This is a genomic window from Marinobacter sp. LA51 (genome assembly GCF_030297175.1).
Taxonomy (GTDB): Bacteria; Pseudomonadota; Gammaproteobacteria; order Pseudomonadales; family Oleiphilaceae; genus Marinobacter; species Marinobacter apostichopi.
Window position 1 is genome coordinate 552455 of the sequence record NZ_AP028070.1, and the last position, 26208, is coordinate 578662.

Below are 26208 nucleotides of genomic sequence, written 5' to 3' on the forward strand. Positions count from 1 at the left end.
TTGCCAAAATTCCGCTTAACCAGACCCGCAGCCTGCGGTTGAGGACTTCAAATGACCGACCAGAAAGACCCGCATGAGCCGAAGGAATCTGCTCAAGAGTCGCCGGTAACCACCCGCCGAGGTATTCGCAGCTTCGTGCTTCGGCAGGGCCGGATGACCGAGGGCCAGAAGAAAGCCTATGAACGCAGCTGGCCCAAGTACGGCCTGACCCGCGAAGACGGCATGATTGACCCACGGGAGGTGTTTGGCCGCGAAGCCATGCTGAACCTGGAAATCGGTTTTGGTATGGGCGGGTCGCTGGCGGACATGGCCGAGGCCGCGCCGGAGCAGGATTTCATTGGTGTCGAAGTGCACCTGCCGGGTGTCGGCGCGTTGCTGAAAGAGGTGGAAGATCGCGGATTGGAGAATGTCCGGGTTTACAGTATTGATGCCAACGACGTCATTGACCTGTGCCTTCCGGACGCCTGTCTTGATCGGGTGATGGTGTTTTTCCCGGACCCCTGGCACAAGAAAAAGCACCACAAGCGTCGCCTGATCCAGCACGAATTCGTGCAGCGCATCCGTCACAAGTTGCGGGTTGGCGGTATTCTTCATCTGGCGACGGATTGGGAGAATTACTCCGGGCACATGATGGAAGTCATGTGCGAATCGGAGGGCTTTGCCAACACTCAGGACAACGGTGCCTTCTCACCCCGGCCCGAAGACCGACCCATCACCAAGTTCGAAAAGCGCGGTGAGCGACTCGGCCACGGCGTCTGGGACCTGCTGTTCCATCGCACTAACTGACTCGGGAAACCGATAGCCGTCAGCCGTGAGCGAGCGGGTGGCGGCGTGAAGCCCGAACGATGACCAGGCCGGCAATGCCCAAGGTCAGTCCGGTGTACTTGATCAGGGCGCAGATGGTGGCGGACAGGCTAACCACATCGGTCGGCGGGTTGAAGTTGTTCAGCAACAGGATGTTTTCGGTGACGTCGCTGAGGCCAGCCGCGACGAACAGGGCTCGAACCCAGCGCGCGACCATGCGCTCACGGACACCGGGACGATCCCGGGTAAAGTGTCGGGTAAGCTGGATCAGCGCCAGCACGTAGGCGGGGATAAACAGGAAATCGAGCCACAACGACACCTGAGCCCAGACTTCACCACCAGAGCGCCAGCTGCGGAGAATGGCATGGGCCTGATCCGCGGTTCCGGCCATCTGGAAGCTGACAATGCCCTGGGGCGCCGAGCCGGTCTGTAATGGCTGGTTGACCAAGATCAATACCACAAGCAGCATCAAGGCGGTGATCAGGGTAACCCTCAAGGTCTTGGGTAGCGCTGCGAGTTCTTTCATCCAGTCCATTACAGAAATCGCTCCAACAGGCTGTTCAGGTATCGCTGGCCCAGGTCAGTGGCCTGTAGGCGATGCCGCTCCAGCAGTTTTTCGTCACGCAACTGCTCAAGTTTTACCGCAACTGAGGACAGGGGTAAACCCGTACGCTCGGTAAACAGTGTTTCCTCCACCCCTTCCGTCAGCCGCAGTGCGTTCATCAGGAACTCCAGCGGCAAGTCCTCGACTTCAATGGTCTCTGTGCCTGCCGTTCGGCTGCCGATCCGGTTCAGGTAGGCTTCCGGTTGCCGGGTTTTCCAGTAGCGTCGGATGCTGCCATCGGCGAGGCTGATTTTGCCGTGGGCACCGGCCCCCAGTGCCAAGTAGTCACCAAAGGTCCAGTAGTTCAGGTTGTGGCGCGATGCCTGTCCCGGGCGGCTCCAGGCCGACACCTCGTAATCCCGGAATCCCTGCTGGTGCAGGAAGTCGCCACCCTGACGGTAGATTTCCCACAGCCGCTCGTCGTCGGGTAACCGGGGCGGGCGGCTGTAGAATTCGGTGTTTGGTTCCAGCGTCAGCTGATACCAGGACAGGTGCGAAGGGTTATGACTGAGTGCGGCCTTGAGGTCGGCAATGGCGTCGGCCGGGGTCTGGCCCGGCAATCCGTGCATCAGGTCGACGTTGAAGTTGTCGAAGCCGGCCTGGCGCGCCGCTTCGATGGCCCGGTGCGCGGCATGGCTATCGTGGATCCGGCCCAGAGCCTGCAGATGGGCGCTGTTGAAGCTTTGCACGCCAATGGAGAGGCGATTGATACCGGCGCTCCGGAAGGCTTCAAAACGGCCTTCCTCCAGAGTGCCCGGATTGGCCTCTAGGGTGATTTCGGCATCCGGCGCCAGGTTCAGGCGAGCGCGTAGCTCCCGGAACAGAGTGTGGTAGAACTCACCGGTCATCAGCGAGGGGGTGCCCCCGCCAATGAATACCGTCTGGATTTCCCGGCCTGAGGCAAAGCCAAGGTCCTGGTCGATGTCTTCCAGCAGGGCTTTCAGGTACGCCGTTTCCGGGATCTCGTGCTTAACCGCGTGGGAATTGAAATCACAGTAGGGGCATTTGCGCACGCACCAGGGCATGTGCAAATACAGGCTCAGCGGTGGCGTGACCGCCACCGGTGCAGGGGCGGTCACGGCGTCACGCTCCCGCTTTCAGCTGTTGTGTCAGTTGCGCCAGGGCGCGGCCCCGGTGACTGATGCGGCTCTTCTCAGCCCGGGTCAGTTCGGCGGCACTGCACTGGTGCTCGGAGACCCAGAATACCGGATCGTAACCGAAGCCACCGTCACCGGCGGGCGCGGACAGGATGGCCCCGGGCCAGCGACCGTGGCAGACGACCGGTGTAGGGTCGTCTGCATGCCGCAAAAATACCAGTACGCAGTGAAATTGCGCACCGCGCTGGCCTTCGGGTACCGAGGCCATGGCAGCCAGCAGCGTGTCGACGTTGTCCTGATCGCTGGCATTGTCGCCGGCGTAGCGGGCCGAGCGCACGCCCGGCTGGCCATCCAGGCAGTCCACCGCCAGTCCGCTGTCGTCGGCCAGTGCCGGCAGGCCCGTTATCCGGGAGGCGTGCCGGGCCTTGAGTATGGCGTTTTCCACAAAGGTCACGGCTGGCTCTTCGGCTTCACCCACACCCAGCTCACCCTGGGCTACGGGTGTCATGCCCAGGGGGGCAAGCAGATCTGTTAGTTCTGCGATCTTGCCCTTGTTGTTGCTGGCAATCACGATTTTGTCAGTCATGCTTTACTCAGTCGCTGAACAGTGTGTGGGCAAACCGGACCGGCAGGTCTCGCTGTTCGCCGGTGGGGCGGGCCGTGACATTGAAAGTCATCAGTTCCCCGGAGCTGTACTGGTACTCGGCAATGAAATACACCGCGTCGCCTTCCTGCACCCTTCGAAACGCCAGGAACCGCACCTGTTGGATATCATTGGAAACCTTGCCTTCAACCTGACCGCCCATCGGCGCCATGGTTCCGTCTTCGTTTTCCTTCATGATCGCAATGTTGATAATTCCAATGCCCTTGCTGCGCTGCAGGTTGTTGGCCTTAGCCACTTCCGGGGAAAGGAAGGTGCTGGGCAGGACGCTCCAGTGCACCTGGATGTCACCGAAGTCCTGGTTGCCGGCGGCGTGTACCTGCAGGGCAAACGCCAGCGCCACCAGGGTGGACAGGGCGTACAGGCAAAGACGCTTTGCGAGTCTCATTGTTCGTTCTCCCGTGTGATGCGATAGATGGCAATTTCCCCCAGCAGGTTGGGCCACAACCGGGCCAGCCAACTATTCTGATGCTGGCCGTCGACAACCCGTCGGCTCTTGATGCGAATGCCCTTTTGGCGGCATAGAGCTTCAAAATCCTTGAAGGTGCACAACCGGATGTTGGGGGTGTTGTACCATTTATACGGTAAGGCTTCGGATTCGGGCATACGACCGCTCAACGCCAGGCCCCAACGCAAACGCCAATGGGCAAAGTTGGGAAAGGTGACGATGCCATCGCGGCCGACCCGCAGCATTTCGTCCAGAACCCTGTCCGGGCGGCGCACCGCCTGCAATGCCTGGGTCATGAGTACAGTATCGAAACTGCCATCGTCGAAGTTACCCAGGCCCTGGGTGTCGAGGTTTTGCTCGATGACCGGGACCCCGCGGCTCATACACGTGGTGATATGCTCGGGGTTGATCTCCAGGCCAAAGCCGCTGGCGCCGCGCTCCCGTTGCAGGTAGTCGAGCAGGGTGCCGTCACCGCAACCGAGGTCCAGTACATGATAGCCGGGTTGGATCCATTGCTGGATGATTTCAAGATCCGGTCTCATTGGCCCACCTCCCTGGCTACGCGATCCATGTAGGCGGTGAAAATGTCGGTGTAGCGGGGCGTCGGGATCAGAAACGCGTCGTGGCCCCAGGGTGCGTCTATTTCGGAGTAGCTGACTTTTCGTCGGGCCGCAATCATGGCGTTGACCAATTCCTCCGATCGGGCCGGAGTGAAGCGCCAGTCGGTGCTGAACGACAGCACCAGGAATTCACACCGGGCCTCAGCCAGCGCCCGGGCCAGGTCGCCGCCATAATCGTAGGCGGGGTCGAAATAATCCAGCGCTTTGGTCATCAGCAAATAAGTGTTGGCGTCGAAGGACTCGGAAAACCGCTCGCCCTGGTAGCGCAGGTAGCTTTCCACCTGGAATTCGGCGTCGTACCCGAACTTGTAGGCCTGGTCCCGCAGCTCGCGACCAAATTTTTCGCCCATCGAGGCATCGGACAGGTAGGTGATGTGGCCGACCATGCGTGCCAGCATCAGGCCGCGCCGGGGTACCAGCCCGAAATCGTAGTAGCGGCCGTCGTGGAATTCCCGGTCGGAGGTAATGGCCTGCCTGGCCACTTCATTGAAGGCGATATTCTGGGCCGTAAGTCGGGGCGTGGAGGCGATCACCACCGAGTGCTTCAGTCGCTCCGGATAATCCAGGCTCCATTGCAGCGCCTGCATGCCACCGAGCGATCCGCCCACCACCGCGGCCCAGCATTGAATGCCCAGCCTATCCGCCAGCAGGGCCTGGCTCTTCACCCAGTCGCCGACGGTAATAACGGGGAAATCCGGGCCGTAGGGCTTGCCGGTGGCCGGATTGATGCTGTTGGGGCCGGTGCTGCCGTGGCAGCCGCCCAGGTTGTTCAGGCTCACCACAAAAAAACGGTTGGTGTCGATGGGCTTGCCGGGGCCGATGCAACTGTCCCACCAGCCGGGTTTGCGCTCGTCTGCGCTGTGGTAACCGGCGGCGTGGTGATGGCCGCTCAGGGCATGGCAGATAAGCACGGCGTTGCTGGCATCGGCGTTCAGCTGACCGTAGGTTTCAACCACCAGGTCATAGCTGTCCAGGGCCTGGCCGCAGGCCAGCTCGATGGGCGTGTCGAAATGAAGAGTCTGCGGGGCAACTACTCCGACAGAATCCGCAGGCAGGGAATCGGGCATTGGCGCGAAAGGTTCCTGGTTCGGTCTGTAAGTATCTGGAACAGCAATGGCAAAGCCATCGCCAGCCCAGCAGTTTAAAGCCGGGCCGTCATGGCTGCAACCGATGGCGAGTGCCTGTGACGGGGGCTTAGAACGCCCCGGAGATGTTGACGACTTTTTGCTGGATCAGGGTTGGCGCCGGTTTTCGGATCTGGCGGTGCATGGCGTCGGCCAGTTCCAGCTGCCGGCTAAGGTCGGAGATGGTGTTGTGCAGGCGTTCCCGTTCGGCACGGCCGTCGCGGTCATTGCGCACCATGTCCCGCAGGCGCCGGATCTGGTGCTCCAGCAGCTGCTTCTGTTCCATGGAGTACTGCATGATCGGCAGCAATGCTTCCCGGGGCCAGCGATCAACGTCGGTGCGCACCCGGGCGTGCAGGGTACGGGCTTCGCCCACCATGACATTGAAGAAGCGGCGCACCAGCAGGGACTGCTCGGTCAGCAGGTTCTTGGGACTGATGCGGAATCGCCGCGCTTTCTTGCGCAGTTCACGAACTGCAATGACATGGCGCCCGGCCCGCAGCGGAATCGGTTCCAGGTGGCGGGCCCGGGTGTCGTCGTTGTAGCGCCGGTAGATGGCGCCGACCATTTTTTCCGCCAGGTGACCTTCGCTTAACAGGTTGGTCAAGTCACTTTCAAGCAGCTCAAAGAACTGGTCCATGGCCCGGTTCATGCCAGCCGTGGTCCAGCTTTTGGACATGGACTGGCGAATGCGTTCGGCGTGGTCTTCAAAACGTTTCTCGGCCACCAGCCGTTTCAACAGGTCGCCCTGGGAATCCATCAACCGACGGCTGGAGCGCAGGGTAATCAGCTTCTTGTAGTAGAAGTCGTAGTCTTTATGAGCCCGATCGGCGAGCCGGGCCAGCGCGGCCTTGTCCATGGTGGTGCCGGAGCAGGCCGCCAGTTCTTCCTGGAGTGAGTCCAGTCGGGTCTGCATTGCGGCCTGACTGTTTTGCAGCATGCCCAGCAGATCATTGATCAGACTCTGGGTAATCAGCTGCTCCTTGTGCATCAGGATGCGCTGGATGATCAGTTGCTCCAGCTGTCCGATGTTGGATCGTTCAAACAGCGCCTCATCCTTGCGAACCCGGCTGACCAGGCCCTGCTTGGCAGACAGTGGGATGACATCGTGCTGGCGCATGCCCAGATGGTCGGCGGTGTATTCGCGCACCCGCTCAATGGCGTCCTCAGTGTGTTTCTCACCCTGCAGGTCATCCCAGAGCACGTCGATCTTGTTCAGTACCGCAAAGCGTCCGGCCCGGTGGTCGGCATGCTCGGTATCAATGTGCTCTTTCCAGATGGTCAGGTCGCTGGCGGTCACGCCGGTGTCGGCGCTCAGCACAAAAATGACCGCGTGGGCCCGGGGCAGCATGCTGATGGTCAGCTCAGGCTCGGAGCCCAGGGCGTTCAGCCCTGGCGTGTCGAGTATGCGTAGGCCACGCTCGAACAGCGGGTGGCGAATGCTGATTTGGGCGTTGCGCCAGGCCGGCACCAGTACCTGGCCCGGGTTGTTGCGATCATGCTCCAACATGTCTTCGTCGAAGCCCAGGCGGCGGGCTTCCTGCGGGCGCACGCTCTTGACCCGGGCCACCTCTGCCAGCACCTCGCGCATGACGTCGGGGTCGCGTTCGTCGAGCTCGTGCTTGACCCAGCGCTCAGGCAGCTTGCGCAGCTGCTGCAGGGACAGTTCGCCAGTGCGGGTTTCTATTGGTAACAGTAAGAGGTAGTTCTGGTTGGCGCTGCGATCAAAGAACAGTTCGGTTGGGCACATGGTGGTGCGCCCGGCCTGCGACGGCAGCATGCGCTGGCCGTATTCGGAGAAGAACAGGGCATTGATCAGTTCGGTTTTGCCGCGGGAGTACTCGCCCACAAAGGCAATGGTCAGTTCGTCTTCAACCAGCAGTTCCAGGCCGTGACGGATACGGGTACTGACATCGTCCGAAAAAAGGTTGTTGTCCTGCAGCCATAACCGGTAGCGGCCAATCTGTCGGATTAGCTCTTTCTTCCAGTTGTGGTATGCCTCTACCTGCTGCGACAGAGTTCCCTGCTGATTCATTGATCTTTCCTTCTGCGCTACTACCGAGCCTTCTGCGCGACTGCCAGGTGCTTGGGGCACGATGCTCTGGAGGGCGGATTAATTACTGTTAATAGTATCCTGTTCCCCGCAGCTTTGAAGCCAGGGCCTCACAAGACTGTCGTCTATATCGGCAGGACTTGCAATAAAAAAGCTGCAAAATCATAGGGATGATCTTGCAGCTTCGGATTAATCCATTTCGTCGAGAACTGTAACGAAATGTATTTTTGAGATGTAGTTTACAAACCGAGGCCGATCGAGCCGAGCCCTGCAGCCATCTTCATGTGCTCGATGACCACCGAAATTACGTTCAGAATCAGGAACACGATGATCGGTGACAGATCCAGGCCGCCCATGGACGGCATGATGTTGCGCACCGGACGCATCACCGGCTCGGTGATCTGGGCGACCAGCTGAATCGCCGGGTGTCCGCTGCCGGGCGCGATCCAGCTCACCACGACCACGGCAATCACCGACCAGAAATAGATCTTCACAATCAGGTCGAGCACGTTCAGCACCGCCCACACCATCAGGGTGAGGGGGTTGAACGATGGAATGCCACCGTTCAGTGCGATCAGGATTAGCAGAAAGGTGATCGCCTGAATGGCGATGGCCAGCACCAGTGATGCACCGTCAATGCCGCCCCAGCCTGGAATGAAGCGACGCAGCGGCTTCAGTGGCGGGTTGGTGGCCTTGACCACGAATTGGGAAATCGGATTATAGAAATCCGCCCGGGCCAGCTGCAGCAGAAACCGTAGCAGCACGATGGTCATGTAAAAGGTGGATGCAATGAGCAGGATCGTAATCAGGATGTCTGCCAGCATGAAGCCGTGTCTCCGTTATCGGTTACTGTTTGCCTGCCAGTTCGCTGGCCATTTCTTCCGAGCGTTTGAACGCCGCACCGTACGCCTTGCGGACCAGATCGCGCAGCCCACCTTCTTCGAAGGTGTTGATGGCCTGCTCGGTGGTGCCGCCGGGAGACATGACGTTGCGCTTGAGCTGACCGGGGTCGTGCTCGCTGCGTGCAGCCATTTCCGCTGCCCCGGCCATGGTCTGGATCGCCAGTTCCCGGGCCGTGCCTGCCTCGATACCGGCATCGACGGCGACCTCTTCCAGAGCTTCAAGCATCAGGAAAAAATAGGCCGGGCCACTGCCGGACAGCGCGGTCACTGCGTGCAGCAGGTTCTCGTCCTCAACCCAGAGCGCGGAGCCGATGCTTTCGAAGACCGACTCGACCATCTTCTTCTGTGCATCCTTCACCTGGGCATTGGCATACAGGCCAGCAGCCCCTTTGCCCACCAATGACGGCGTATTGGGCATCACCCGCACCAGGGGCAGGCCACCGGCCAGCCACTCGTCCAGGGTTTCGGCGGTCAGGCCTGCGGCGATAGAGACCATCAGTGGTCGGGTGTTCTGTACTACCGGTGCAATGTCGCGGCAGACGTCGGCCATGACCTGGGGTTTGACCGCCAGAACGACCATATCGGCTTGTTGAGCGCAGTAGCGGTTGTCGGTGGTGACGCTTACGCCGAACTTCTTGCGGATGGACTGCAGATGGCCATCATCCGGTGCGCTGACCCAGATGTTGGCAGCTTTGTAGCCGCTGTCCAGCATACCGCCAATGATGGCGCTGGCCATGTTGCCCGCGCCAATGAATGAAATGGTTGGTGATGTGCTCAAGGTTCACTCCAACGGTTGATCGGTTAAACGTCCGGCCCTGATCATAACAGGATCCGCTAGCTTCAGCTCTTCACAGGGCGAGCGCCAAACACATCGGTGCCTACGCGCACCCAGGTGGCGCCCTCGGCAATGGCAACTTCCAGGTCACCGGACATGCCCATGGACAGCGTGTCCAGCGGCCCTGCGTCCGGGTACTGCGCCTTCAGATCGTGCAAGGCCCGGGTAAGGCGGCGAAAACTGAGCCGAAGCTCCGCCTCGGGCTGATCCGGATCGGGGATGGCCATCAAGCCACGCAGCGACAGGTTCGTTAACTCGCCGATAGCCTGCACCAGCTCAGGCAGCTCCGCCAGTGTGCAGCCGGTCTTGCTGTCTTCTTCATTGATGTTGACCTGGAGGCAGATATTCAATGGCGGCAGCTCGGCGGCCCGTTGTTCGCTCAGGCGCCGGGCGATCTTGAGGCGGTCGACGCTATGGACCCAGGAGAAAGCGGTGGCGATCTGTCGGGTCTTGTTGGACTGGATCGGCCCGATGAAGTGCCAGTCGATCCCGGCGATATCGGCCAGCGCGTCGATCTTGTCGAGGGCTTCTTGCAGGTAGTTTTCCCCGAATGCGGTCTGCCCGGCGGCAATCGCCGCTCGCAGGTCATCCGCAGTTCGGGTCTTACTGACTGCCAACAGGTGCACAGAGCCGGGCTCCCGGCCCGCTTTCAATGTTGCTTTTTGTATGCGTCGGGTTACGCTCCCGATGTTGTCTGCTATGCTGCTCATAGTGTGAAATCGCCACGTTCGGTGTGCCACCTGTACGGTGACACGTTACCCGCAGGTCACTGAAATGCCAAGTGAACCGCGCCGGGAAATCCGCCGGACCGATGCTACCGGGATAAAAGAAAAAGCCTTCCGAGGATTCCTATGGATATTACTGAACTGCTTGCCTTCTCGGCCAAACAGGGTGCGTCGGACTTGCACCTCTCAGCTGGCCTGCCACCGATGATTCGCGTTGATGGTGATGTACGTCGTATCAACCTTCCGCCCATGGAGCACAAAGAGGTGCACGGGCTGATTTACGACATCATGAACGACAAGCAGCGAAAGGACTACGAGGAATTCCTGGAAACCGACTTCTCGTTTGAAGTTCCCGGAGTCGCCCGTTTCCGTGTCAACGCCTTCAACCAGAATCGGGGCGCCGGTGGCGTGTTCCGGACCATTCCTTCCAAGGTTCTGACCATGGAAGACCTGGGCATGGGGCAGACCTTCAAGGACATCTCCTCGGTGCCACGCGGACTGGTGCTGGTCACCGGGCCGACCGGCTCCGGTAAGTCCACCACCCTGGCGGCGATGATGGACTACATCAACGACACCCGGTATGAGCACGTCCTCACCATCGAGGACCCGATCGAATTCGTACACGAGTCCAAGAAGTGCCTGGTCAACCAGCGTGAAGTGCATCGGGACACTCTGGGCTTCAACGAAGCCCTGCGCTCGGCGCTGCGGGAAGATCCCGACATCATCCTGGTAGGCGAGCTGCGAGATCTTGAAACCATCCGTTTGGCGCTGACGGCGGCGGAAACCGGCCACCTGGTTTTCGGCACTCTGCACACCACCTCAGCGGCCAAGACCATCGACCGGGTTGTTGACGTGTTCCCGGCCGAAGAGAAGTCCATGGTCCGCTCGATGCTGTCCGAGTCCCTGCAGGCGGTTATTTCCCAGACCCTGATGAAAAAAATGGGTGGTGGCCGGATTGCCGCCCACGAAATCATGATCGGTACCTCCGCCATCCGGAACCTGATCCGCGAAGACAAAATTGCCCAGATGTACTCATCGATTCAAACCGGTGGTTCGCTGGGCATGCAGACCCTGGACCAGTGCCTGGAGCGGCTGCTGCAAAAGGGCCTGATCTCACGCGAAGCGGCTCGTGCCAAGGCCAAAATGCCAGACAATTTCTGATCTGCACTAACAAGAATCAAGAAACTTCACAGGTATTCGTATGGAATTTGAAAAGCTGCTGCGCCTGATGGTCGAAAAGGGCGGTTCGGACCTGTTCATCACCGCGGGTGTTCCGCCCAGCATGAAGGTGAACGGGAAAGTGCTGCCGGTGACCAAGAACGCCCTGACGCCGGAACAGACCCGGGAATTCGTCTACGGTTCAATGAACGACAAGCAGCGCGCGGAGTTCGAGGAAAGCCACGAGTGTAACTTCGCCATCAGTGCCCGGGGAATTGGCCGTTTCCGGGTCAGCGCCTTCTTCCAGCGTAACCTGTGTGGCATGGTGCTGCGCCGTATTGAGGTCAAGATTCCCCAGATTGATGACCTGGCATTACCCGAGGTGATCAAAGAGCTGGCGATGACCAAGCGTGGGCTGATTATGTTTGTTGGCGCCACCGGTACCGGTAAGTCAACGTCGCTGGCGGCGATGCTCGGACACCGCAACCGCAACAGCCGTGGCCACATCATTTCCATCGAAGATCCGATTGAATTCGTGCACCAGCATCAAGGCTGCATCGTTACCCAGCGCGAGGTGGGTATCGATACCGATAGCTTTGAGGTGGCCCTGAAAAACACCCTGCGTCAGGCACCGGACGTTATCCTGATTGGTGAGGTGCGAACCCGCCAGACCATGGAGTACTCGGTGCAGTTCGCAGAAACCGGGCACCTGTGCCTGGCCACCCTGCACGCCAACAATGCCAACCAGGCGCTGGATCGGATTATTCAGTTCTTTCCCCCGGAACAGCACAACCAGATCTGGATGGATCTGTCCCTGAACCTGAAGGCCATCGTGGCCCAGCAGCTGGTGCCCACGCCGGATGGAAAGGGCCGGAAGGCGGTTATCGAAGTACTGATCAACTCGCCGTTGGTTGCCGATATGATTCGCAAAGGCGAGGTGCACAAGCTCAAGGAGCTGATGGCCAAGTCTAACGAAACCGGCATGCAAACCTTCGATCAGGCCCTGTATAAGCTCTACGCAGAAGGCTCTATCACCTACGAAGACGCCCTGGCCCATGCCGATTCTGCCAATGATCTGCGCCTGATGATCAAGCTCGGGGCGGATGCCCAGGGTGCAGATCAGCTGTCATCTAGCGTTGATAAGTTGTCGATTCAGGACGATTAAGGGAAAGTCGTTAATTATTAGCATGTTGAATAGATAGTTTTGGTATTTGAGGCCAAATAGGTGTGCTGCGTATACTCCGCGCAAAATTTATAAGGAGATACCAGTACATGAGACCCCAACTGCTTACCCGGGCTGTCCGATTTGCCTCGCTGGCCGTACTGACCGCACCGGTCAGTGCCCTGGCCGGTGGCTTTTCCCTGAACGAACAGAGCGCCAGCGCCATGGGTGTGGCCAATGCTGGCGTTGCCGCCAATCCTGAGAACGCCACCACCGTCCTGTTCAACCCCGCGGGCATGAGCCAGTTGTCTGGCACCAACATGTCGTTTGGTGCCGCTGTTCTGGATATCGATGCCGAGGCCAAGCGGGACAGCATTTCCGTTACCCGGAAAAATCCCTCCGTACCTGTACAGCCGGCCACTGATGGCGGTGACATTGCCGATCCTGCGGTGTTGCCGAATTTCTATCTGACCCATGAGTTGAACGACAACGTGGACGTTGGCTTTGGCATTCATGCCCCTTACGGGCTAGCCGCCGATTATGACAACGATTTCGCCGGCCGGTTCTTTGCTGATAAAACCGAGCTGACCGCCATTGCGTTCACGCCCTCGGTATCGGTCAGCAATGGCCAGGGACTGTCCATGGGGGCGGGGCTCAATATCATGTACGCCGAGGGTCGGCTGAGCCGGTACCAGGACCTGAGCGATGATGCCGGTGCGGCGGCCGTGGTCTTGCCTGAGCCCTATGCCGATATTGAAGGCGACGATGTCGGGGTGACTTTCCGGGTTGGTTTTTTGTACGAACTTTCGGAACGTACCCAGTTTGGCCTGACCGCTCAGACCGGAACCGAGCTGGAGTTGAAGGGAGACGCAGAAATCAGCGACGTGCCGGTGCCCCCGACCTACGCCCAGACCACCACTCTGAATGAGAAAGTTACTGTGCCGCTGGCGATTCCGGAGAGCATCACCTTCGGTGCCCGGCATCGTTTGACGGATGAAGTCACCGTTTTGGCCGGCGCCACCTACGCGCGCTGGAGCCGGTTTGAAGAGCTGGACATCATTAGTCGGGAGGCGAACGGCGAAATTACCCGATCGTCGGAGCCAGGCACCTACATCACCCACATTACCGAGCGCTGGAACAATACCTGGCAGTTCAATCTGGGTGGTATCTGGCAGGCCACCCCGGAATGGGCCTTCAAGGCTGGCTATGCCTGGGACGAGTCGCCGGTGGATGAGTATGTCACGGCTCGGATTCCCTCCGAGGACCGGCACTGGCTGACCCTTGGTGCCCAGTGGCAGGATATTCGTAACGGCTGGACCGTAGACGCGGCGGTCGGCACTCTGATCTTTGAGGATGATGCCGAGGTCAACGATCGCGAATACACCCACCAGAATCCGACTGAGCCGTCATCAACTGCCAATTACCAGGGTACCTACGAGCTCAGTGCCTGGAGCGCGTCGGTTCAGGTAAGCAAGGCGTTTTAAACCATCACCGGCTGATCAGTAGTCTGTAATCCACGGCAAATGATCAGCCAACCACCTGGCCACGGTAGATGACTTTCTTCTTCCGTGCCAGGTCTTCTCCCTCCGAATCGCCCACCGTTGCCGTCGGTCGGCTATCCCACGCGATCTCCTGGCCCCGATACAACCGCTTTGGTGTCGCTGACTCCTCCTCGCTTGCCGTTGCTACAGACAAGTGCGGAACCTGTTCCTGCAGGGTTTTCCAAGTGTTGGTCAGGTGGCTGGAGCGAGTTTTGCTCGCGAATTCAGCCAGTTGTTGTTCCAGATGTTCTTCCGTCAGATGCAGCTTTACGCCAAATTCGGAGCGGATCAGGCGACGACATTGATGAACCAGTTTCAGCAGACCCGGGTCCAGCAGCCAGCTTCGTTCAGATGCCAGAGATGTCATGGTTACGGCCTCGGAATGGGGTGTCACAACATGGCAGGGCGTGGTCCCTTGGGATTGGGCGCTGCCGACCTGACTCATGCTGCGAATATCGTGCCGCTTCGTATGAAAGCCGTGGAGGACACTGGAAAGTCGGGGGGTGAGGGTCAGGGCGGAGGTAAAGCATGAGTGGGCTGGTTGAAAAAATGCGCTTTGTTTCAGTGCAAAATGTCGGCATCTGCCCCATTTTAGTGGGTCCCCCTGGCACCGGTAGAGTTCCTGGTGCCAGGGTGAATTCTGGAGGTCTCCGTGGTTAGTGCGCTTCGTCCCAGTTGTCGCCGACGCCGGCTTCCACCAGCAGTGGCACATCCAGGCTGGCGGCGGCAGACATCCGCTGTACCAGGCCTTCCCGGACCGCGTCCAGGGCCGACTCCTTCACTTCCAGGATCAGTTCGTCGTGCACCTGCATGGTCATGCGGGCATCGTCAGCGTGGTCCCGTAGCAGCCAGGATTCCACCTCGATCATGGCCCGCTTGATGATGTCGGCGGCGGTACCCTGCATGGGGGCATTGATCGCGGTACGCTCGGCGGCCTGCTGTAGCTGCTTGTTGCGGGCGTTGATCTCTGGCAGGTAGAGCCGGCGCCCGTACAGGGTTTCCACAAAGCCGTCGTCGTGGGCCTGTTTGCGAATGTTGTCCATGTAGGTAAGCACACCCGGGTAGCGCTCAAAGTACTTGTCGATGTACGCCTGGGCGACCTTGCGTTCAACATCAAGCTGGCGGGCCAGGCCAAACGCGGACATGCCGTAGATCAGGCCAAAGTTAATCGCCTTGGCGCTGCGCCGCTGGTCCCCGGAAACTTCATCCAGGGATACCCCGAACACTTCTGCCGCGGTCGCCTTGTGAATGTCTTCGCCTTTTTCGAACGCGGTCAGCAGCCCTTTGTCGCCAGACAGATGCGCCATGATGCGCAGCTCAATCTGAGAGTAGTCGGCGGCCAACAACTTGTAACCCTCCGGTGCCACAAAGGCCTGGCGGATCCGGCGGCCCTGTTCGCTGCGGATGGGAATGTTCTGCAGGTTAGGCTCGGACGACGACAGCCTGCCGGTTGCGGTTACCGCCTGGTGGTAGGAGGTGTGGACCCGTCCGGTGCGGTGGCTGATCAGCTCTGGCAGGGTGTCAGTGTAGGTTGATTTGAGCTTGCTCAGGCTTCGGTGCTCCAGGATCAGCCGCGGCAGTTCATGCTCGTGGGCCAGCTCCTGCAACACTGGTTCAGCGGTTGAGGGGGCGCCTTTCGGAGTCTTTTTGATCACCGGCAGGCCCATCTTCTCGTAGAAAATCACCTGCAGTTGTTTTGGGGAGCCCAGGTTAAAGGTTTCACCAGCGACCTCGTGGGCTTCCTGCTCCAGTTCGGCCATACGCTCGGCCAATTCCTGGCTGTGCTTTCTCAGGGTGCTGGCATTGATCAGGGTGCCGCGCTGCTCCATGCGGGAGAGCACGGGCACCAGGGGCAGATCAATGTCCCGGTACACCGAGGCCAGTTTGCCGGTTTTTTCCAGCAGCGGCGTCAGCACCTGATGCAGGCGCAGGGTAATGTCAGCGTCTTCCGCCGCGTAGGGGCCGGCCGTGTCTAACTCGATCTGGTTAAAGGTAAGTTGTTTGGCGCCTTTGCCGGCGATCGATTCGAAGGTGGTGGTGTTTTCGTCCAGGTACTGTCGAGCCAGAGTGTCCATGTCGTGACGACTGGACACCGAGTTGAGCACGTAAGACTCCAGCATGGTGTCTTCGGCAATACCCTCCAGGGTGATGCCGTGATTGGCCAGCACGTTTTTGTCGTATTTCAGATTCTGACCGACCTTGGCCTGGTTTGGGTCTTCCAGCAGGGGTTTCAGCTGCGCCAGTACGGTGTCCCGGTCGAGCTGGTCCGGTGCACCCATGTAGTCGTGACCCAGGGGCAGATAGGCGGCTTCACCGGGTTCGACGGCGAATGACACGCCAACCACTTCAGCCTCACTGTAACGCAGGCTGGTGGTCTCGGTGTCGAAGGCAAACAGGTCTGATTTCCGCAGGCGCTCCAGCCACGTATCCAGCTCACCCTGGTCGGTAATGATGCTGTAGCGTTTTTCCACGGCAGGTTTTTCGGTTTTCGGGGCCTCGGCTTCGCCCGCCGAGTCGCTGCCGGATTCCAGTTCGGCAACCCAGGTGCGGAATTCATACTCCTGGAACAGTTCCCGCAGCTCATCGTCTTTCTGCTCACGCAGTTTCAGGTCTTCCAGGCCGAACTCCAGATCAACGTCAGTCTTGATCGTGGCCAGCTCGCGGCTCAGGGGCAGGGTCTCGGTAGCTTCGCGCAGGTACTCTCCGATCTTGCCTTTGATCTCGTCCGCGTGCGACATCAGGTTGTCGATGTCCTGATAGCTTTGCAGCCATTTCACCGCGGTTTTCGGCCCGCATTTGTTCACCCCGGGGATGTTATCTACCTTGTCGCCGACCAGGGCCAGGTAGTCGATGATCTGCTCGGGGGTGACGCCAAATTTTTCCACCACACCGTCCCGGTCCATGCGGGTTTCGGTCATGGTGTTGATCAGCGTGACATGGTCGCTAACCAACTGCGCCATGTCCTTGTCGCCGGTGGAGACCACCACCTCGATACCCTTGCTCGTGGCCTCATGAGCCAGGGTGCCAATGACATCGTCCGCTTCCACGCCGGAGACAATCAGCAGGGGCAGCCCCATGGCCTGGACAATCTCGTGGATGGGGGCTATCTGGCAGGCCAGGTCGTCCGGCATGGGTGGGCGGTTGGCCTTGTACTCGTCGTACATCTCGTGCCGAAAAGTTTTACCCTTGGCGTCGAACACCACCACCATTTTAGAGCCGGGAAAATCCTGCTCCAGGCGCCGGAGCATGCTGATCACCCCTTTGATCGCTCCGGTTGGTTGGTTCTTGCTCGTCATTAGCGGGGGCAGTGCGTGATAGGCGCGGAAAAGGTAGGACGAACCGTCCACAAGAACCACGGGTGGGGTCTTTTGCTCAGTCATGTCTACAGGGGTCCGGATTCTGATTGAAGCGTTGGTTGGCTTGTGCAACTCTGTATTGAATTCAATGCGCAAAAGGGTATCACGAAAATGAAACGATTCGCCCGTCCGGTGGCCTTGCTCCTTGCCTGCTCGTCCGGTGCCGTCATTGCCCAGGAAAACGGCTCCCTCGACGGCACTCTGGTCCAGACACCCGACGAACCGGTGGTGATTTCGGACTATCAGCCGACCAGCGAAGGGCCTCAGATCGTGATTCGTCCCGGTGAGAACGAGGTATTCTATGAGTACCGGGTAAACGGTCAGCTCATGGAGATCAAGGTGGTACCGGAAGTAGGCTCCGAGTATTACCTGGTGCCTTCAGACGGTGGTGGCTGGATTCAGGAAACCGAGTCTGAAATGCTTGTGCCCAGTTGGGTGCTGTTCCGCTGGTAGGTATAACTGCGATCCCACCCATGTTCGGTTTTAGTATGAACATTCTAATTTTTCTCCGTAGATTGGCATTCGTTGATCAGAGAAGGCGAGCGCTTAACGCTTGGCCGCTGGACCAAAAAATTTTTGGCAAACCTCAGGAGATTTAGACATGGGTAAACTCAAATCCTATCAGGAACAGATTCAGGAAATCGTTGAGAAGGGCATCAACGCCGCGGAAGAGCAGCAGAAGAAGCTGGCCTCCAAGCCGTTTGAATACGCCGAGAAGCTGGAGTCTGAGGCGCGTGAATACAGCGTCAAGAGCCTGCGCACCCGTTACAACGGCTACAGCGACAGCCTGTTTGAGCAACTGCGTAACCTGAACAGCCGTTTCGGCAACTTCGCAGCCGACCTGGTTGCCAAGCTTGAGAAAGAAGCGCAAGACGCTGTTTCTGAAACCGCTGACGAAGTAACCAGCGTTGCTCAAAGCGCCAAAGCTGCTGCAACCGACAACAAGCCGGCTGCACGCAAGAGCACTGCGCGTAAGAGCGCCGCTGCCAAGAAGACAACTGCGTCTGCCTAAGACGTTGAAGCGGCCACCGGTAGTCGGTGGCCGCAACTAAAAAAGGCGGTGGTTTTAATAACCACCGCCTTTTTTAGTGTCTGGATTTTCTTAGTTGGCCTTGCGTGGCGTGGCCTTATTGGTCGCTGGACGTGTCCAGGGTGAGGGTTCGGGATTCGCCGGTCACCTGTTCAAGGCGCTTGATATCGGCCTCGAATTCGGCCCGGAGTTCATCAATTTCCTGGCTCTGGATGCTGATTTCCCGTTCGAGATCGCGGATCTGAGATTCCAGGCGCCGGATTTTTTCCAGCATGGATTCGGGAATGTTGCCGCCGGAACGCTCGATGTTCGCTGCCCGGCTTTGCTCGCTGTCCAGTTGGCTGGAAATGACGGAGATGTTACCGCGCTTGAGTTGAATCAGGCCTTCCAGTTCCCGGATTTTCCGGTGCATGGCGCGAACAGCCTGGTCCGGGTGGCTGTAGCGTTTCAGCAGCTGCCGGTCTAGTTCCTGTTGAGCAGCCAGTTCTTTCTGGCGCTGTTTTTCCGCTTCCCGGGCCGCTATTTCTTCTTCGGTCGGGGCAGGAGGGATTGTTTCAACTACCCGGCCGTTGCTGCCGAGTATGTCGTAGCCTCGTTTGGTCGCTTCCTGGGGGATGGTGTTGCTGATGACCATCCGCCCGTTCTCGTCAGTGTAGCGGTACATACCGGCTTCTGCGGTGGCGACCAGGCTGAACGCCAAAACAGTACAGGCAGTGAGTTTCACTGCTGAGAATCTGGAAAGAATAGAGCGTCTGGCCATCTATCAGACTCCGTAGCGATCCCGATAACTGGCGACCTTTTCGGCGTGGCCGGCAAATTCCGGGTTGGCCTTCAGGTAGTCCAGAACCTGTTCCAGGCGGATAATGCTGATCACCGGGACGCCAAATTCCTGCTCCACTTCCTGGATCGCGGAGAGCTCACCGTTGCCTTTTTCCTGGCGATCCAGTGCAATCAGCACACCTGCCGGTTCAGCACCGGCATTGCGAATCAGATCCATGGATTCGCGAATGGCAGTGCCTGCGGTGATAACATCATCGACGATCAGGACCTTGCCCTGCAATGGGGCGCCGACAATGTTGCCACCTTCGCCATGATCTTTCTTTTCTTTACGGTTGAAGGCAAAAGGTTTGCTGTTACCGTCTGTAGCCAGCGCCATGGCGGTTACTGTGGCCAACGGAATGCCCTTATAGGCAGGCCCGAAGATGATGTCATACTCTAGCCCACTGCGTTCTATCGCGGCGGCATAGGCTTTGCTTAGTTGCAGTAGATCGTCGCCGGTATTGAACAGCCCCGCATTAAAAAAGTACGGACTTGTGCGGCCGGATTTGAGCGTAAATTCGCCAAAACGAAGTACATTCCGGCGGATGGCAAATTCGATGAAATTTTGCTGATAGTCGTGCATGGCAAGGCTTCTGGCGGGTGTGGATCTTTATTTAACGTGTGAAAACGGTATCATACACACAAACCGAATCAGGGAACACGTATGCGCGTAGTATCTATCAGCGTTAACGGGCTTGCCCAGGCCGTTGACAAAGGTTTATTTGACTGGCTGGCGGATCAGGATGCTGACGTTATCTGCGTTCAGGATCACCGCATGCGTGCCTATGAGATCGAGGACTATAACCTCATCCCAGAGGGGTATCAGGCCTACTTTATTGATGGCGAGAAGAACGAGGATGGTGGTGTTGGCATTTACACCCGCCATTTCCCGAAGGCGATCATGTATGGGTTTGCCAACGAGCAGGCTGATCGCGAAGGCCGCTTCATTCAGGCCGACTTTGACAAGGTGTCGGTAGGCTGTGTGCTGGCTCCGTGTGCCCTGGGGCGTGAAGAAGAGCTCATTGGTGATGATGATCTCACGGTGTTGGATCACAAGGATGAGTTTCTGGAAGGTTTTGGCCTTCACATGCAAAAGACGCTGCGAAAGCGCCGTCAGTTTGTCCTCTGTGCCAATCTCCAGACCGCCCATCATGTGACCGATGCCAGTCCGCTTTACCACAAGCACGACTTCTCGGGCTTTCTGCCCCATGAGCGGGCATGGCTGGATCGCCTATTCGATGAGATGGGCTGTATTGATGCTTTCCGGGAGATTAATAAGCAGAGCAACCAGTTTACCTGGTGGCCTGAGCAGGCTGAGGGTGCGCGTCGCAATGCGGGTATCCGGGTGGACTACCACCTGCTGACCCCGGGCATTCGCAATACTATTCTGGATGGCTGGATTGATGGCTCAACCCGGTTCTCTGATCACGCGCCGGTGATCATGGATTACGACATCGAAATTGGATTCTAGATCGGTGCGAGCATTGGCGTAGGGCCTACTGCCCAGACACGCTGCGAGTACATCCCTGTACGCTTGTTTCCGGCCATCCATGGCCTCCAACAGTCTGGGCAGTAGGCCCTACGCCAATGCCCAGACTCTGCAGTTTTCTTTAACCTTCCAGCGCTGCCTTCTGGATCTCGAACAGCTGCTCAATGCCGGTCTTCGCAAGGTCCAGCATGCTGTCCAGTTCATCCTTCACGAACGGTGCACCTTCGGCAGTGCCCTGGATCTCAATGAACCCGCCCTGGTCAGTCATGATCACGTTCATGTCGGTTTCGGCTTCGGAGTCTTCCGGGTAATCCAGATCAACGACCGGCGTGCCTTTGTAAACGCCCACGGAGAAGGCCGCGACCATCTGCTTGAGCGGTGATTTCTTCAGGCGCTTTTCTGCCACCAGGTGGTTCAGAGCATCGACCAGGGCCACACAGCCGCCGGTGATGGCCGCGGTGCGGGTGCCGCCGTCAGCCTGAATAACGTCGCAGTCGATGGTGATGCTGTGCTCGCCCAGTGCGCTCAGGTCAACGGCAGCACGCAGGGAACGGCCGATCAGACGCTGGATTTCGACGGTGCGTCCGCCCTGTTTGCCGCGTGCGGCTTCGCGGCCCATGCGGCTACCGGTTGAGCGCGGCAGCATGCCGTATTCGGCGGTGATCCAGCCTTTGCCTTCGCCACGGAGAAAGGGCGGTACTTTGTTCTCGACAGAGGCGGTGCAGATCACCTTGGTGTCACCAAATTCCACCAGTACCGAACCTTCGGCATGACGGGTGTAATTCCGGGTGATTCGAACGTCTCTGGGTTGCTCGGGCGTTCTGCCACTTGGTCGCATAGTTAATCCTGAATTCTGTGGTTGGTGTCTGGATTGATGTCCGGGATGATCCCGGTTGAGTTTTCGAAAGGGCGGGCAGTATAACACGTCGGTCAAGTCGGTTTGACTTCGGAGCGGTCAGGCTCGCCGAGGGCGTTCAGAGCCTGTTAAACTCGATTCACTGTCTTCCACCATGACCGGAGTTGCCATGATTCGAAGTATGACCGCGTTTGCCCGCAAGGATGTTCAGGGAGACTGGGGTACGCTGACGTGCGAAATTCGCACGGTCAATCATCGCTACCTGGAGCCTTCGTTCCGCTTGCCCGAGGCGTTTCGAGAGCTGGAAAATCCGTTCCGGGAGGAGCTTCGCAAGCAGCTGAAGCGTGGCAAAGTCGACGTGTCCATGCGACTGCAGTCGGCGGACAAGGCGTCACAGAGTTTTGAAATTAATGACGACATGGCGAAGGCGGTCAACGAGGCCGCCAATCACGTCAATCGGATTCTGGACAACCCGGCACACATCAGCGCCCTGGATATTCTGCGCTGGCCGGGTGTGCTGTCGGTAACTGAGCAGGATTTTGGTCCGGTCAAGGACGCCGCCAAGGCTCTGTTCGAAGACACGGTGCGAGAGCTGGTGACGGTGCGTGAGCGGGAAGGCGAGCGGTTGCGGCCGTTGTTCGATGACCGCCTGGCCACCATGACCCGGCTGGTAACCGAGGTGCGTGAACTGATGCCGGACTTGCTCGTGGCCCAGGAAGAAAACCTGCGCAGCCGATTTGAGAAGGCCGGTGTTGAGCTGGAGCCCGAGCGCGTGGCTCAGGAAATGGTGATGCTGGCCCAGAAGAGTGATGTGGCCGAGGAGCTGGATCGCCTGGATGCTCACGTTGGCGAAGTCACCGATACCATCAAGGGTGGCGATGCCATTGGTCGTCGGCTGGATTTTCTGATGCAGGAACTGAACCGCGAAGCCAACACCCTTAGCAGCAAGAGTATTGATGCCCGGGTGACCCGCTCGGCGGTGGATCTGAAAGTGCTGATCGAACAGATGCGCGAGCAGGTGCAGAACCTGGAGTGACGTGCGGAGACCGCCCGAAAACCGTATAATCCGGCGTTTTCCAGGCGCCGCTGGGAATCCAGTGGGGCTATTGAATACATGCAGGTTGGAGTTGTTTGTTCATGAGCCCGACAGTAGAACAGGGTACGCTGTACGTTATTTCGGCGCCGTCCGGTGCTGGCAAGACCAGTCTGGTGGCCGCCATGCTCGGCAACGACGATAAACTGGGTGTATCGATTTCCCACACGACCCGGCCGATGCGCGAAGGCGAGCGGGATGGCGTGAACTATCACTTCGTGAGTCGCGAGGATTTTGAAGCGATGATTGCGCGGGGTGAGTTCCTGGAGCACGCCGATGTGTTCGGCAACTATTACGGCACCTCTCACATCTGGGTGCGCGAAACCCTGGCCCGAGGCCAGGACGTTATCCTGGAAATTGATTGGCAGGGCGCGGAACAGGTGCGCCGGCTGATGCCCGAGTGCGTCAGCATTTTCATTGTACCGCCGTCGGCGGCAACTCTCCGGGAGCGTCTGACCGGGCGTGGTACCGACGCGCCGGACGTGGTGGAGCGTCGCCTGACCGAGGCCAGGGAAGAGTGCCAGCACGCTCTGGAATTCGATTTCCTGGTGGTGAATGACGACTTCGAGGTGGCGCTGGCGGATCTGCTGGCCATTGTCCGCAGTCAGCGGGTGCGGATCGGGGTCCAGCAGGATCGCCACAGCGAGCTGCTGGCCCAGTTGTCGCAGTAGTTTATGGTGCTTGTTGCTGTATACAAATTGAGCCGGGCGCAGTAAACTACGCGGTCTGCTAGATCAGTCATTTTATTTTCGGGGAAGTTATGGCACGAGTTACCGTTGAAGATTGTCTGGAAAACGTTGATAACCGCTTCCAGCTGGTGATGCTGGCTACCAAGCGTGCCCGTCAGCTTGCGACCAAAGGTGCGGAACCGGCGGTGGCTGAAGAGAACGACAAGCCGACAGTTATCGCCCTGCGCGAGATCGCTGAAGGCAAAGTAGGTCGTGAGTTGTTGCAGGAAGACGACGACGAGTGACCTCAGGTACGGGTACAAATACGTATCCGCGCCTCGGAAGCATTGAAATCTGTCTCGGCGCTTTATAGTGTAGCTATAGAACGGACGTTGTTGGCAGGATCAGGAAGGACCCGGATGCGTGCATTCGGGTTTTTTTGTCCCTGGATTTCATAAATATACGGAGGCGCGGTGTCGGCAGAGGCTACGGTTGAGGGTCTGGCGAAAGAGCTCAGTACCTATCTGGATACCAATCGCATCAATCAGGTGCGACGCGCCTACTATTATGCCGAACAGGCCCACGAAGGGCAGATGCGCAAAAGCGGTGACCGCTACATCACCCACCCATTGGCCGTTGCCCATATCCTGGCCGACCTGAGGCTGGACCATCAGAGCCTGATGGCGGCCATGCTCCACGACGTCATCGAAGACACCGGCATTCCCAAGGATGCCCTGGCCGAGCAGTTTGGCGACGATGTGGCCGAGCTGGTCGACGGTGTCAGCAAGCTGACCCAGATTGAATTCCGGTCCCGGGCGGAAGCGCAGGCGGAAAACTTCCAGAAGATGACCCTCGCCATGGCAAGGGACATTCGGGTTATCCTGGTAAAACTGGCCGACCGCCTGCACAACATGCGTACGCTGGGCCCCATGCCCTACGAAAAGCGCCAGCGCATCGCCACCGAAACCCTGGATATCTACGCCCCTATTGCTAATCGCCTCGGTATGCATTCCATTTGTACCGAGCTGGAAGACCTCGGCTTTTCCTCGCTTTATCCCATGCGCTCCAAGTACATCTCCAAGGCTGTCGACAAGCTGCGGGGCAGCCATCGCGAGATCATTGAAGAGATTCGCGGCAAGCTGCAGGAAAAGTTGGAAGAGCGTGGCTTGCCCGGGCGCATCCTGGGTCGCGAGAAACACCTGAACAGCATCTACAACAAGATGAAGTTCAAGCAGAAATCCTTCCATGAAATCATGGACGTGTACGCGTTCCGGATCATTACCGACACCGAAGACGACTGTTACCGCATCCTGGGTGCGGTGCACAGCCTGTACAAGCCGCTGCCGGGCAGGTTCAAAGACTACATCGCCATGCCCAAGGCCAACGGCTATCAGTCTATCCACACCACATTGTTTGGCATGCACGTGAATATCGAGATCCAGATCCGTACCGAGGAGATGGAGCATATTGCCAACAACGGCATCGCCGCCCACTGGATGTACAAAAGCGAACCGAGCAGCGTGTCCAACGCCAATCAGGCCCGGGTAGACCGCTGGGTGAAAGGGCTGATGGAGATGCGCGAGCGCGCCGATGACTCCCTGGAGTTTATCGAGCACGTGAAGGTCGATTTGTTCCCGGACGAGATCTATGTCTTCACTCCCAAGGGCAAGATCATGGAACTGCCCAGCGGTGCCACGCCGGTGGACTTTGCCTACGCCATCCATACCGATATCGGTAACGCTACCGTGGCGTGCCGGATCAACCGGAACCTGAGTTCCTTAAGCCAGCCGCTGCAGAGCGGGCAGACGGTGGAGGTCATCACCGCACCAGGCGCCCGGCCGAACCCTGCCTGGCTCAGCTTCGTGGTAACAGGCAAGGCGCGCAGCAGCATTCGCCACGTGCTCAAGCATCAAAAACGGGCAGAGTCACTGGAGCTGGGCAAGACCCTGTTGAAGAAATCCCTTAAAGGCTTTGGTACCCGGTTGGCGGACATCGGCGATGTGCAGGTTCAGGCCGTCGTCAATCACAATCAGGTCAACAGTCTGGATGACCTGATTGCTGACATTGGTCTGGGTAATCGCATGGCCTACCTGGTGGCGCGGCAGCTGGTGACCGGAGCCGAGTCGCCCCCCATTGCCGAGGTGGCGGAAGAGGTGCATGGCAGCGGCGAGCACAGCCCGGTCACGATTCGTGGTACGGAAGGCCTGCTGGTGCGCTTTGCCAGTTGCTGCAAACCCATACCGGGTGATCCGGTGGTGGGCATGATGGATTCCGGCAAGGGCATGGTGATTCATTCTGACACCTGCTCCCGCTTGCCGGAGGACGATGAAGGCCGGGCCCGACTCACCCACCTCAAGTGGGCCAAGGACATTGCCGACGAGTTCTCGGTCGAGCTTCGGGTTGAGCTGGAGCGCCAACGCGGTGTGATCGCAGAAGTCGCCAACGCCATCGCGATGGCCGATGGCAACGTCGAGCGCATCAACGTGGAAGAGCAGAACGCCAAGTTCAGTATCGTCAGCCTGGTTCTGCATGTGAACGGACGCCGGCACCTGGCCCGGGTCATGCGGCGGGTGAAGAACATCCGGGCCGTGACCCACATCGGGCGGGTCCGTCACTGACCCGCCCGGTCCGGCGTAAGCCATCTCCCCCAACGTCTGGTTGACAGCAGCCGCGCCCAGAGGTGACGATTGGCGTTTTGGAAGAGAGGAATACCCAAGTCATGACCAACAAATCCGTTATCCAGACTGAAAACGCCCCGCAGGCGATTGGTACCTACTCGCAGGCAGTAAAAGCCGGTGACACGGTCTACCTGTCTGGTCAGATTCCGCTGGTGCCGGAAACCATGGAAGTGGTTGCCGGGGATTTTGCCGCCAAGACCCGCCAAGTGTTCGAGAATCTCAAGGCGGTCTGTGAAGCGGCCGGCGGCGAGCTGAAGGACATCGTCAAGCTCAACATCTACATGACGGACCTCGAGAACTTTGCCACCGTCAATGAGATCATGGCGACCTACTTTGAAGAGCCGTATCCGGCCCGCGCTGCCGTTGGTGTTTCAGCGCTGCCCAAAGGGGTGCCGGTTGAGATGGAAGCGGTAATGGTATTGACCTGAAGCCCTGGGCCTAGCCCTCGGAATCAGTGAAAAAAAGGCGGCTTCGGCCGCCTTTTT

General features: G+C 58.7%; 27 protein-coding genes. 12 read left to right on the top strand and 15 right to left on the bottom strand.

The features are described from left to right. The first annotated feature begins 51 nt into the window (after positions 1–51). On the top strand, positions 52–786 hold the full coding sequence (gene trmB, locus QUE89_RS02455) for a tRNA (guanosine(46)-N7)-methyltransferase TrmB (RefSeq protein ID WP_286221709.1): 735 nt from the start codon (positions 52–54) through the stop codon (positions 784–786). Positions 787–805: 19 nt separating this feature from the next. On the opposite strand, the gene QUE89_RS02460 is transcribed toward trmB, so the two are convergent. The 10 genes from QUE89_RS02460 to QUE89_RS02505 all read right to left on the bottom strand — a co-directional run bounded on the left by QUE89_RS02460 (position 806) and on the right by QUE89_RS02505 (position 9858). Further along, entirely contained in the window at positions 806–1339 is a 534-nt protein-coding gene (locus QUE89_RS02460; protein WP_286221710.1) for a hypothetical protein, read from the bottom strand. Then, on the bottom strand, positions 1339–2487 hold the full coding sequence (gene hemW / locus QUE89_RS02465) for a radical SAM family heme chaperone HemW (RefSeq protein WP_434784089.1): 1149 nt from the start codon (positions 2485–2487) through the stop codon (positions 1339–1341). The genes QUE89_RS02460 and hemW overlap by 1 nt, the downstream gene beginning before the upstream one ends. Positions 2488–2491: 4 nt before the next feature. Beyond that, positions 2492–3091 carry an RdgB/HAM1 family non-canonical purine NTP pyrophosphatase gene (gene rdgB / locus QUE89_RS02470; protein ID WP_286221711.1) on the bottom strand — a complete coding sequence of 200 codons (600 nt, stop codon included), beginning with the start codon at positions 3089–3091 and terminating at the stop codon, positions 2492–2494. Positions 3092–3098: 7 nt separating this feature from the next. Beyond that, on the bottom strand, positions 3099–3554 hold the full coding sequence (locus QUE89_RS02475; protein WP_286221712.1) for a DUF4426 domain-containing protein: 456 nt from the start codon (positions 3552–3554) through the stop codon (positions 3099–3101). Continuing rightward, the gene (gene metW, locus QUE89_RS02480) at positions 3551–4156 is read right to left on the bottom strand and encodes a methionine biosynthesis protein MetW (RefSeq protein ID WP_286221713.1); all 606 of its coding nucleotides are present in this window, start codon (positions 4154–4156) and stop codon (positions 3551–3553) included. Before metW ends, QUE89_RS02475 begins: the two co-directional genes overlap by 4 nt. Further along, positions 4153–5301: a homoserine O-succinyltransferase MetX gene (gene metX / locus QUE89_RS02485; RefSeq protein WP_286221714.1), complete on the bottom strand. Its 1149-nt coding sequence runs from the start codon at positions 5299–5301 to the stop codon at positions 4153–4155. Before metX ends, metW begins: the two co-directional genes overlap by 4 nt. 127 nt (positions 5302–5428) lie before the next feature. Beyond that, on the bottom strand, positions 5429–7393 hold the full coding sequence (locus tag QUE89_RS02490; protein ID WP_286221715.1) for a dynamin family protein: 1965 nt from the start codon (positions 7391–7393) through the stop codon (positions 5429–5431). A gap of 257 nt (positions 7394–7650) precedes the next feature. After that, positions 7651–8235 (bottom strand): YggT family protein, encoded by a 585-nt coding sequence (locus tag QUE89_RS02495; RefSeq protein WP_286221716.1) that lies wholly within the window; start codon positions 8233–8235, stop codon positions 7651–7653. Between the two features lie 22 nt (positions 8236–8257). Next, positions 8258–9091, bottom strand: a complete 834-nt coding sequence (proC, locus tag QUE89_RS02500; RefSeq protein ID WP_286221717.1) for a pyrroline-5-carboxylate reductase — start codon at positions 9089–9091, stop codon at positions 8258–8260. Between the two features lie 62 nt (positions 9092–9153). Beyond that, a complete protein-coding gene (locus tag QUE89_RS02505) occupies positions 9154–9858 on the bottom strand; it encodes a YggS family pyridoxal phosphate-dependent enzyme (protein WP_286221718.1) in 705 nt (234 codons plus the stop codon). Between the two features lie 141 nt (positions 9859–9999). Here QUE89_RS02505 and QUE89_RS02510 point away from each other — a divergent pair, with 141 nt between their 5' ends. From QUE89_RS02510 to QUE89_RS02520, 3 genes are all read left to right on the top strand, one after another. Beyond that, the gene (locus QUE89_RS02510; protein WP_286221719.1) at positions 10000–11034 is read left to right on the top strand and encodes a type IV pilus twitching motility protein PilT; all 1035 of its coding nucleotides are present in this window, start codon (positions 10000–10002) and stop codon (positions 11032–11034) included. Between the two features lie 40 nt (positions 11035–11074). Further along, positions 11075–12196 (top strand): PilT/PilU family type 4a pilus ATPase, encoded by a 1122-nt coding sequence (locus tag QUE89_RS02515; protein WP_286221720.1) that lies wholly within the window; start codon positions 11075–11077, stop codon positions 12194–12196. A 107-nt stretch (positions 12197–12303) separates the two neighbouring features. Beyond that, entirely contained in the window at positions 12304–13677 is a 1374-nt protein-coding gene (locus QUE89_RS02520; RefSeq protein WP_286221721.1) for an OmpP1/FadL family transporter, read from the top strand. 43 nt (positions 13678–13720) lie between these two features. On the opposite strand, the gene QUE89_RS02525 is transcribed toward QUE89_RS02520, so the two are convergent. After that, positions 13721–14101: a hypothetical protein gene (locus QUE89_RS02525; RefSeq protein ID WP_286221722.1), complete on the bottom strand. Its 381-nt coding sequence runs from the start codon at positions 14099–14101 to the stop codon at positions 13721–13723. 289 nt (positions 14102–14390) lie between these two features. Next, positions 14391–17114 (bottom strand): DNA polymerase I, encoded by a 2724-nt coding sequence (gene polA / locus QUE89_RS02530; protein WP_286221723.1) that lies wholly within the window; start codon positions 17112–17114, stop codon positions 14391–14393. Between the two features lie 87 nt (positions 17115–17201). Between polA and QUE89_RS02535 the strand changes: the two genes are divergently transcribed. Both QUE89_RS02535 and QUE89_RS02540 read left to right on the top strand, forming a co-directional pair. Further along, positions 17202–17543 (top strand): DUF2782 domain-containing protein, encoded by a 342-nt coding sequence (locus QUE89_RS02535; protein WP_286221724.1) that lies wholly within the window; start codon positions 17202–17204, stop codon positions 17541–17543. A 148-nt stretch (positions 17544–17691) separates the two neighbouring features. After that, complete coding sequence (locus QUE89_RS02540; RefSeq protein WP_286221725.1) at positions 17692–18102, top strand: hypothetical protein; 411 nt, start codon at positions 17692–17694, stop codon at positions 18100–18102. Positions 18103–18217: 115 nt separating this feature from the next. Here QUE89_RS02540 and QUE89_RS02545 read toward each other — a convergent pair whose 3' ends face one another. Both QUE89_RS02545 and pyrE read right to left on the bottom strand, forming a co-directional pair. Beyond that, positions 18218–18880 (bottom strand): DUF4124 domain-containing protein, encoded by a 663-nt coding sequence (locus QUE89_RS02545; RefSeq protein ID WP_286221726.1) that lies wholly within the window; start codon positions 18878–18880, stop codon positions 18218–18220. A 3-nt stretch (positions 18881–18883) separates the two neighbouring features. After that, complete coding sequence (gene pyrE / locus QUE89_RS02550; protein WP_286221727.1) at positions 18884–19522, bottom strand: orotate phosphoribosyltransferase; 639 nt, start codon at positions 19520–19522, stop codon at positions 18884–18886. 81 nt (positions 19523–19603) lie between these two features. Between pyrE and QUE89_RS02555 the strand changes: the two genes are divergently transcribed. Continuing rightward, positions 19604–20410: an exodeoxyribonuclease III gene (locus QUE89_RS02555; protein ID WP_286221728.1), complete on the top strand. Its 807-nt coding sequence runs from the start codon at positions 19604–19606 to the stop codon at positions 20408–20410. 139 nt (positions 20411–20549) lie between these two features. Here QUE89_RS02555 and rph read toward each other — a convergent pair whose 3' ends face one another. After that, positions 20550–21266: a ribonuclease PH gene (gene rph / locus QUE89_RS02560; RefSeq protein WP_138440433.1), complete on the bottom strand. Its 717-nt coding sequence runs from the start codon at positions 21264–21266 to the stop codon at positions 20550–20552. 187 nt (positions 21267–21453) lie between these two features. On the opposite strand from rph, the gene QUE89_RS02565 reads away from it, so the two are divergent. The 5 genes from QUE89_RS02565 to QUE89_RS02585 all read left to right on the top strand — a co-directional run bounded on the left by QUE89_RS02565 (position 21454) and on the right by QUE89_RS02585 (position 26151). After that, on the top strand, positions 21454–22320 hold the full coding sequence (locus QUE89_RS02565) for a YicC/YloC family endoribonuclease (protein WP_286221729.1): 867 nt from the start codon (positions 21454–21456) through the stop codon (positions 22318–22320). Positions 22321–22421: 101 nt separating this feature from the next. After that, a complete protein-coding gene (gene gmk / locus QUE89_RS02570; protein ID WP_286221730.1) occupies positions 22422–23048 on the top strand; it encodes a guanylate kinase in 627 nt (208 codons plus the stop codon). An 89-nt stretch (positions 23049–23137) separates the two neighbouring features. Continuing rightward, the gene (rpoZ, locus tag QUE89_RS02575) at positions 23138–23350 is read left to right on the top strand and encodes a DNA-directed RNA polymerase subunit omega (protein ID WP_041340923.1); all 213 of its coding nucleotides are present in this window, start codon (positions 23138–23140) and stop codon (positions 23348–23350) included. Positions 23351–23518: 168 nt separating this feature from the next. Further along, positions 23519–25663 carry a RelA/SpoT family protein gene (locus QUE89_RS02580; RefSeq protein WP_286221731.1) on the top strand — a complete coding sequence of 715 codons (2145 nt, stop codon included), beginning with the start codon at positions 23519–23521 and terminating at the stop codon, positions 25661–25663. Positions 25664–25764: 101 nt separating this feature from the next. After that, positions 25765–26151, top strand: a complete 387-nt coding sequence (locus QUE89_RS02585) for a RidA family protein (protein ID WP_041340926.1) — start codon at positions 25765–25767, stop codon at positions 26149–26151. The last annotated feature ends 57 nt before the right edge of the window (positions 26152–26208 follow it).

What these genes read in the sequence shown, in the direction of transcription:
- trmB (WP_286221709.1), top strand. Translation starts at nt 52, where the DNA reads ATGACCGACCAGAAAGACCCGCATGAGCCGAAGGAATCTGCTCAAGAG.
- QUE89_RS02460 (WP_286221710.1), bottom strand. Translation starts at nt 1,339, where the DNA reads ATGGACTGGATGAAAGAACTCGCAGCGCTACCCAAGACCTTGAGGGTT.
- rdgB (WP_286221711.1), bottom strand. Translation starts at nt 3,091, where the DNA reads ATGACTGACAAAATCGTGATTGCCAGCAACAACAAGGGCAAGATCGCA.
- QUE89_RS02475 (WP_286221712.1), bottom strand. Translation starts at nt 3,554, where the DNA reads ATGAGACTCGCAAAGCGTCTTTGCCTGTACGCCCTGTCCACCCTGGTG.
- metW (WP_286221713.1), bottom strand. Translation starts at nt 4,156, where the DNA reads ATGAGACCGGATCTTGAAATCATCCAGCAATGGATCCAACCCGGCTAT.
- metX (WP_286221714.1), bottom strand. Translation starts at nt 5,301, where the DNA reads ATGCCCGATTCCCTGCCTGCGGATTCTGTCGGAGTAGTTGCCCCGCAG.
- QUE89_RS02490 (WP_286221715.1), bottom strand. Translation starts at nt 7,393, where the DNA reads ATGAATCAGCAGGGAACTCTGTCGCAGCAGGTAGAGGCATACCACAAC.
- QUE89_RS02495 (WP_286221716.1), bottom strand. Translation starts at nt 8,235, where the DNA reads ATGCTGGCAGACATCCTGATTACGATCCTGCTCATTGCATCCACCTTT.
- QUE89_RS02505 (WP_286221718.1), bottom strand. Translation starts at nt 9,858, where the DNA reads ATGAGCAGCATAGCAGACAACATCGGGAGCGTAACCCGACGCATACAA.
- QUE89_RS02510 (WP_286221719.1), top strand. Translation starts at nt 10,000, where the DNA reads ATGGATATTACTGAACTGCTTGCCTTCTCGGCCAAACAGGGTGCGTCG.
- QUE89_RS02515 (WP_286221720.1), top strand. Translation starts at nt 11,075, where the DNA reads ATGGAATTTGAAAAGCTGCTGCGCCTGATGGTCGAAAAGGGCGGTTCG.
- QUE89_RS02520 (WP_286221721.1), top strand. Translation starts at nt 12,304, where the DNA reads ATGAGACCCCAACTGCTTACCCGGGCTGTCCGATTTGCCTCGCTGGCC.
- QUE89_RS02525 (WP_286221722.1), bottom strand. Translation starts at nt 14,101, where the DNA reads ATGACATCTCTGGCATCTGAACGAAGCTGGCTGCTGGACCCGGGTCTG.
- polA (WP_286221723.1), bottom strand. Translation starts at nt 17,114, where the DNA reads ATGACTGAGCAAAAGACCCCACCCGTGGTTCTTGTGGACGGTTCGTCC.
- QUE89_RS02535 (WP_286221724.1), top strand. Translation starts at nt 17,202, where the DNA reads ATGAAACGATTCGCCCGTCCGGTGGCCTTGCTCCTTGCCTGCTCGTCC.
- QUE89_RS02540 (WP_286221725.1), top strand. Translation starts at nt 17,692, where the DNA reads ATGGGTAAACTCAAATCCTATCAGGAACAGATTCAGGAAATCGTTGAG.
- QUE89_RS02545 (WP_286221726.1), bottom strand. Translation starts at nt 18,880, where the DNA reads ATGGCCAGACGCTCTATTCTTTCCAGATTCTCAGCAGTGAAACTCACT.
- pyrE (WP_286221727.1), bottom strand. Translation starts at nt 19,522, where the DNA reads ATGCACGACTATCAGCAAAATTTCATCGAATTTGCCATCCGCCGGAAT.
- QUE89_RS02555 (WP_286221728.1), top strand. Translation starts at nt 19,604, where the DNA reads ATGCGCGTAGTATCTATCAGCGTTAACGGGCTTGCCCAGGCCGTTGAC.
- rph (WP_138440433.1), bottom strand. Translation starts at nt 21,266, where the DNA reads ATGCGACCAAGTGGCAGAACGCCCGAGCAACCCAGAGACGTTCGAATC.
- QUE89_RS02565 (WP_286221729.1), top strand. Translation starts at nt 21,454, where the DNA reads ATGATTCGAAGTATGACCGCGTTTGCCCGCAAGGATGTTCAGGGAGAC.
- gmk (WP_286221730.1), top strand. Translation starts at nt 22,422, where the DNA reads ATGAGCCCGACAGTAGAACAGGGTACGCTGTACGTTATTTCGGCGCCG.
- rpoZ (WP_041340923.1), top strand. Translation starts at nt 23,138, where the DNA reads ATGGCACGAGTTACCGTTGAAGATTGTCTGGAAAACGTTGATAACCGC.
- QUE89_RS02585 (WP_041340926.1), top strand. Translation starts at nt 25,765, where the DNA reads ATGACCAACAAATCCGTTATCCAGACTGAAAACGCCCCGCAGGCGATT.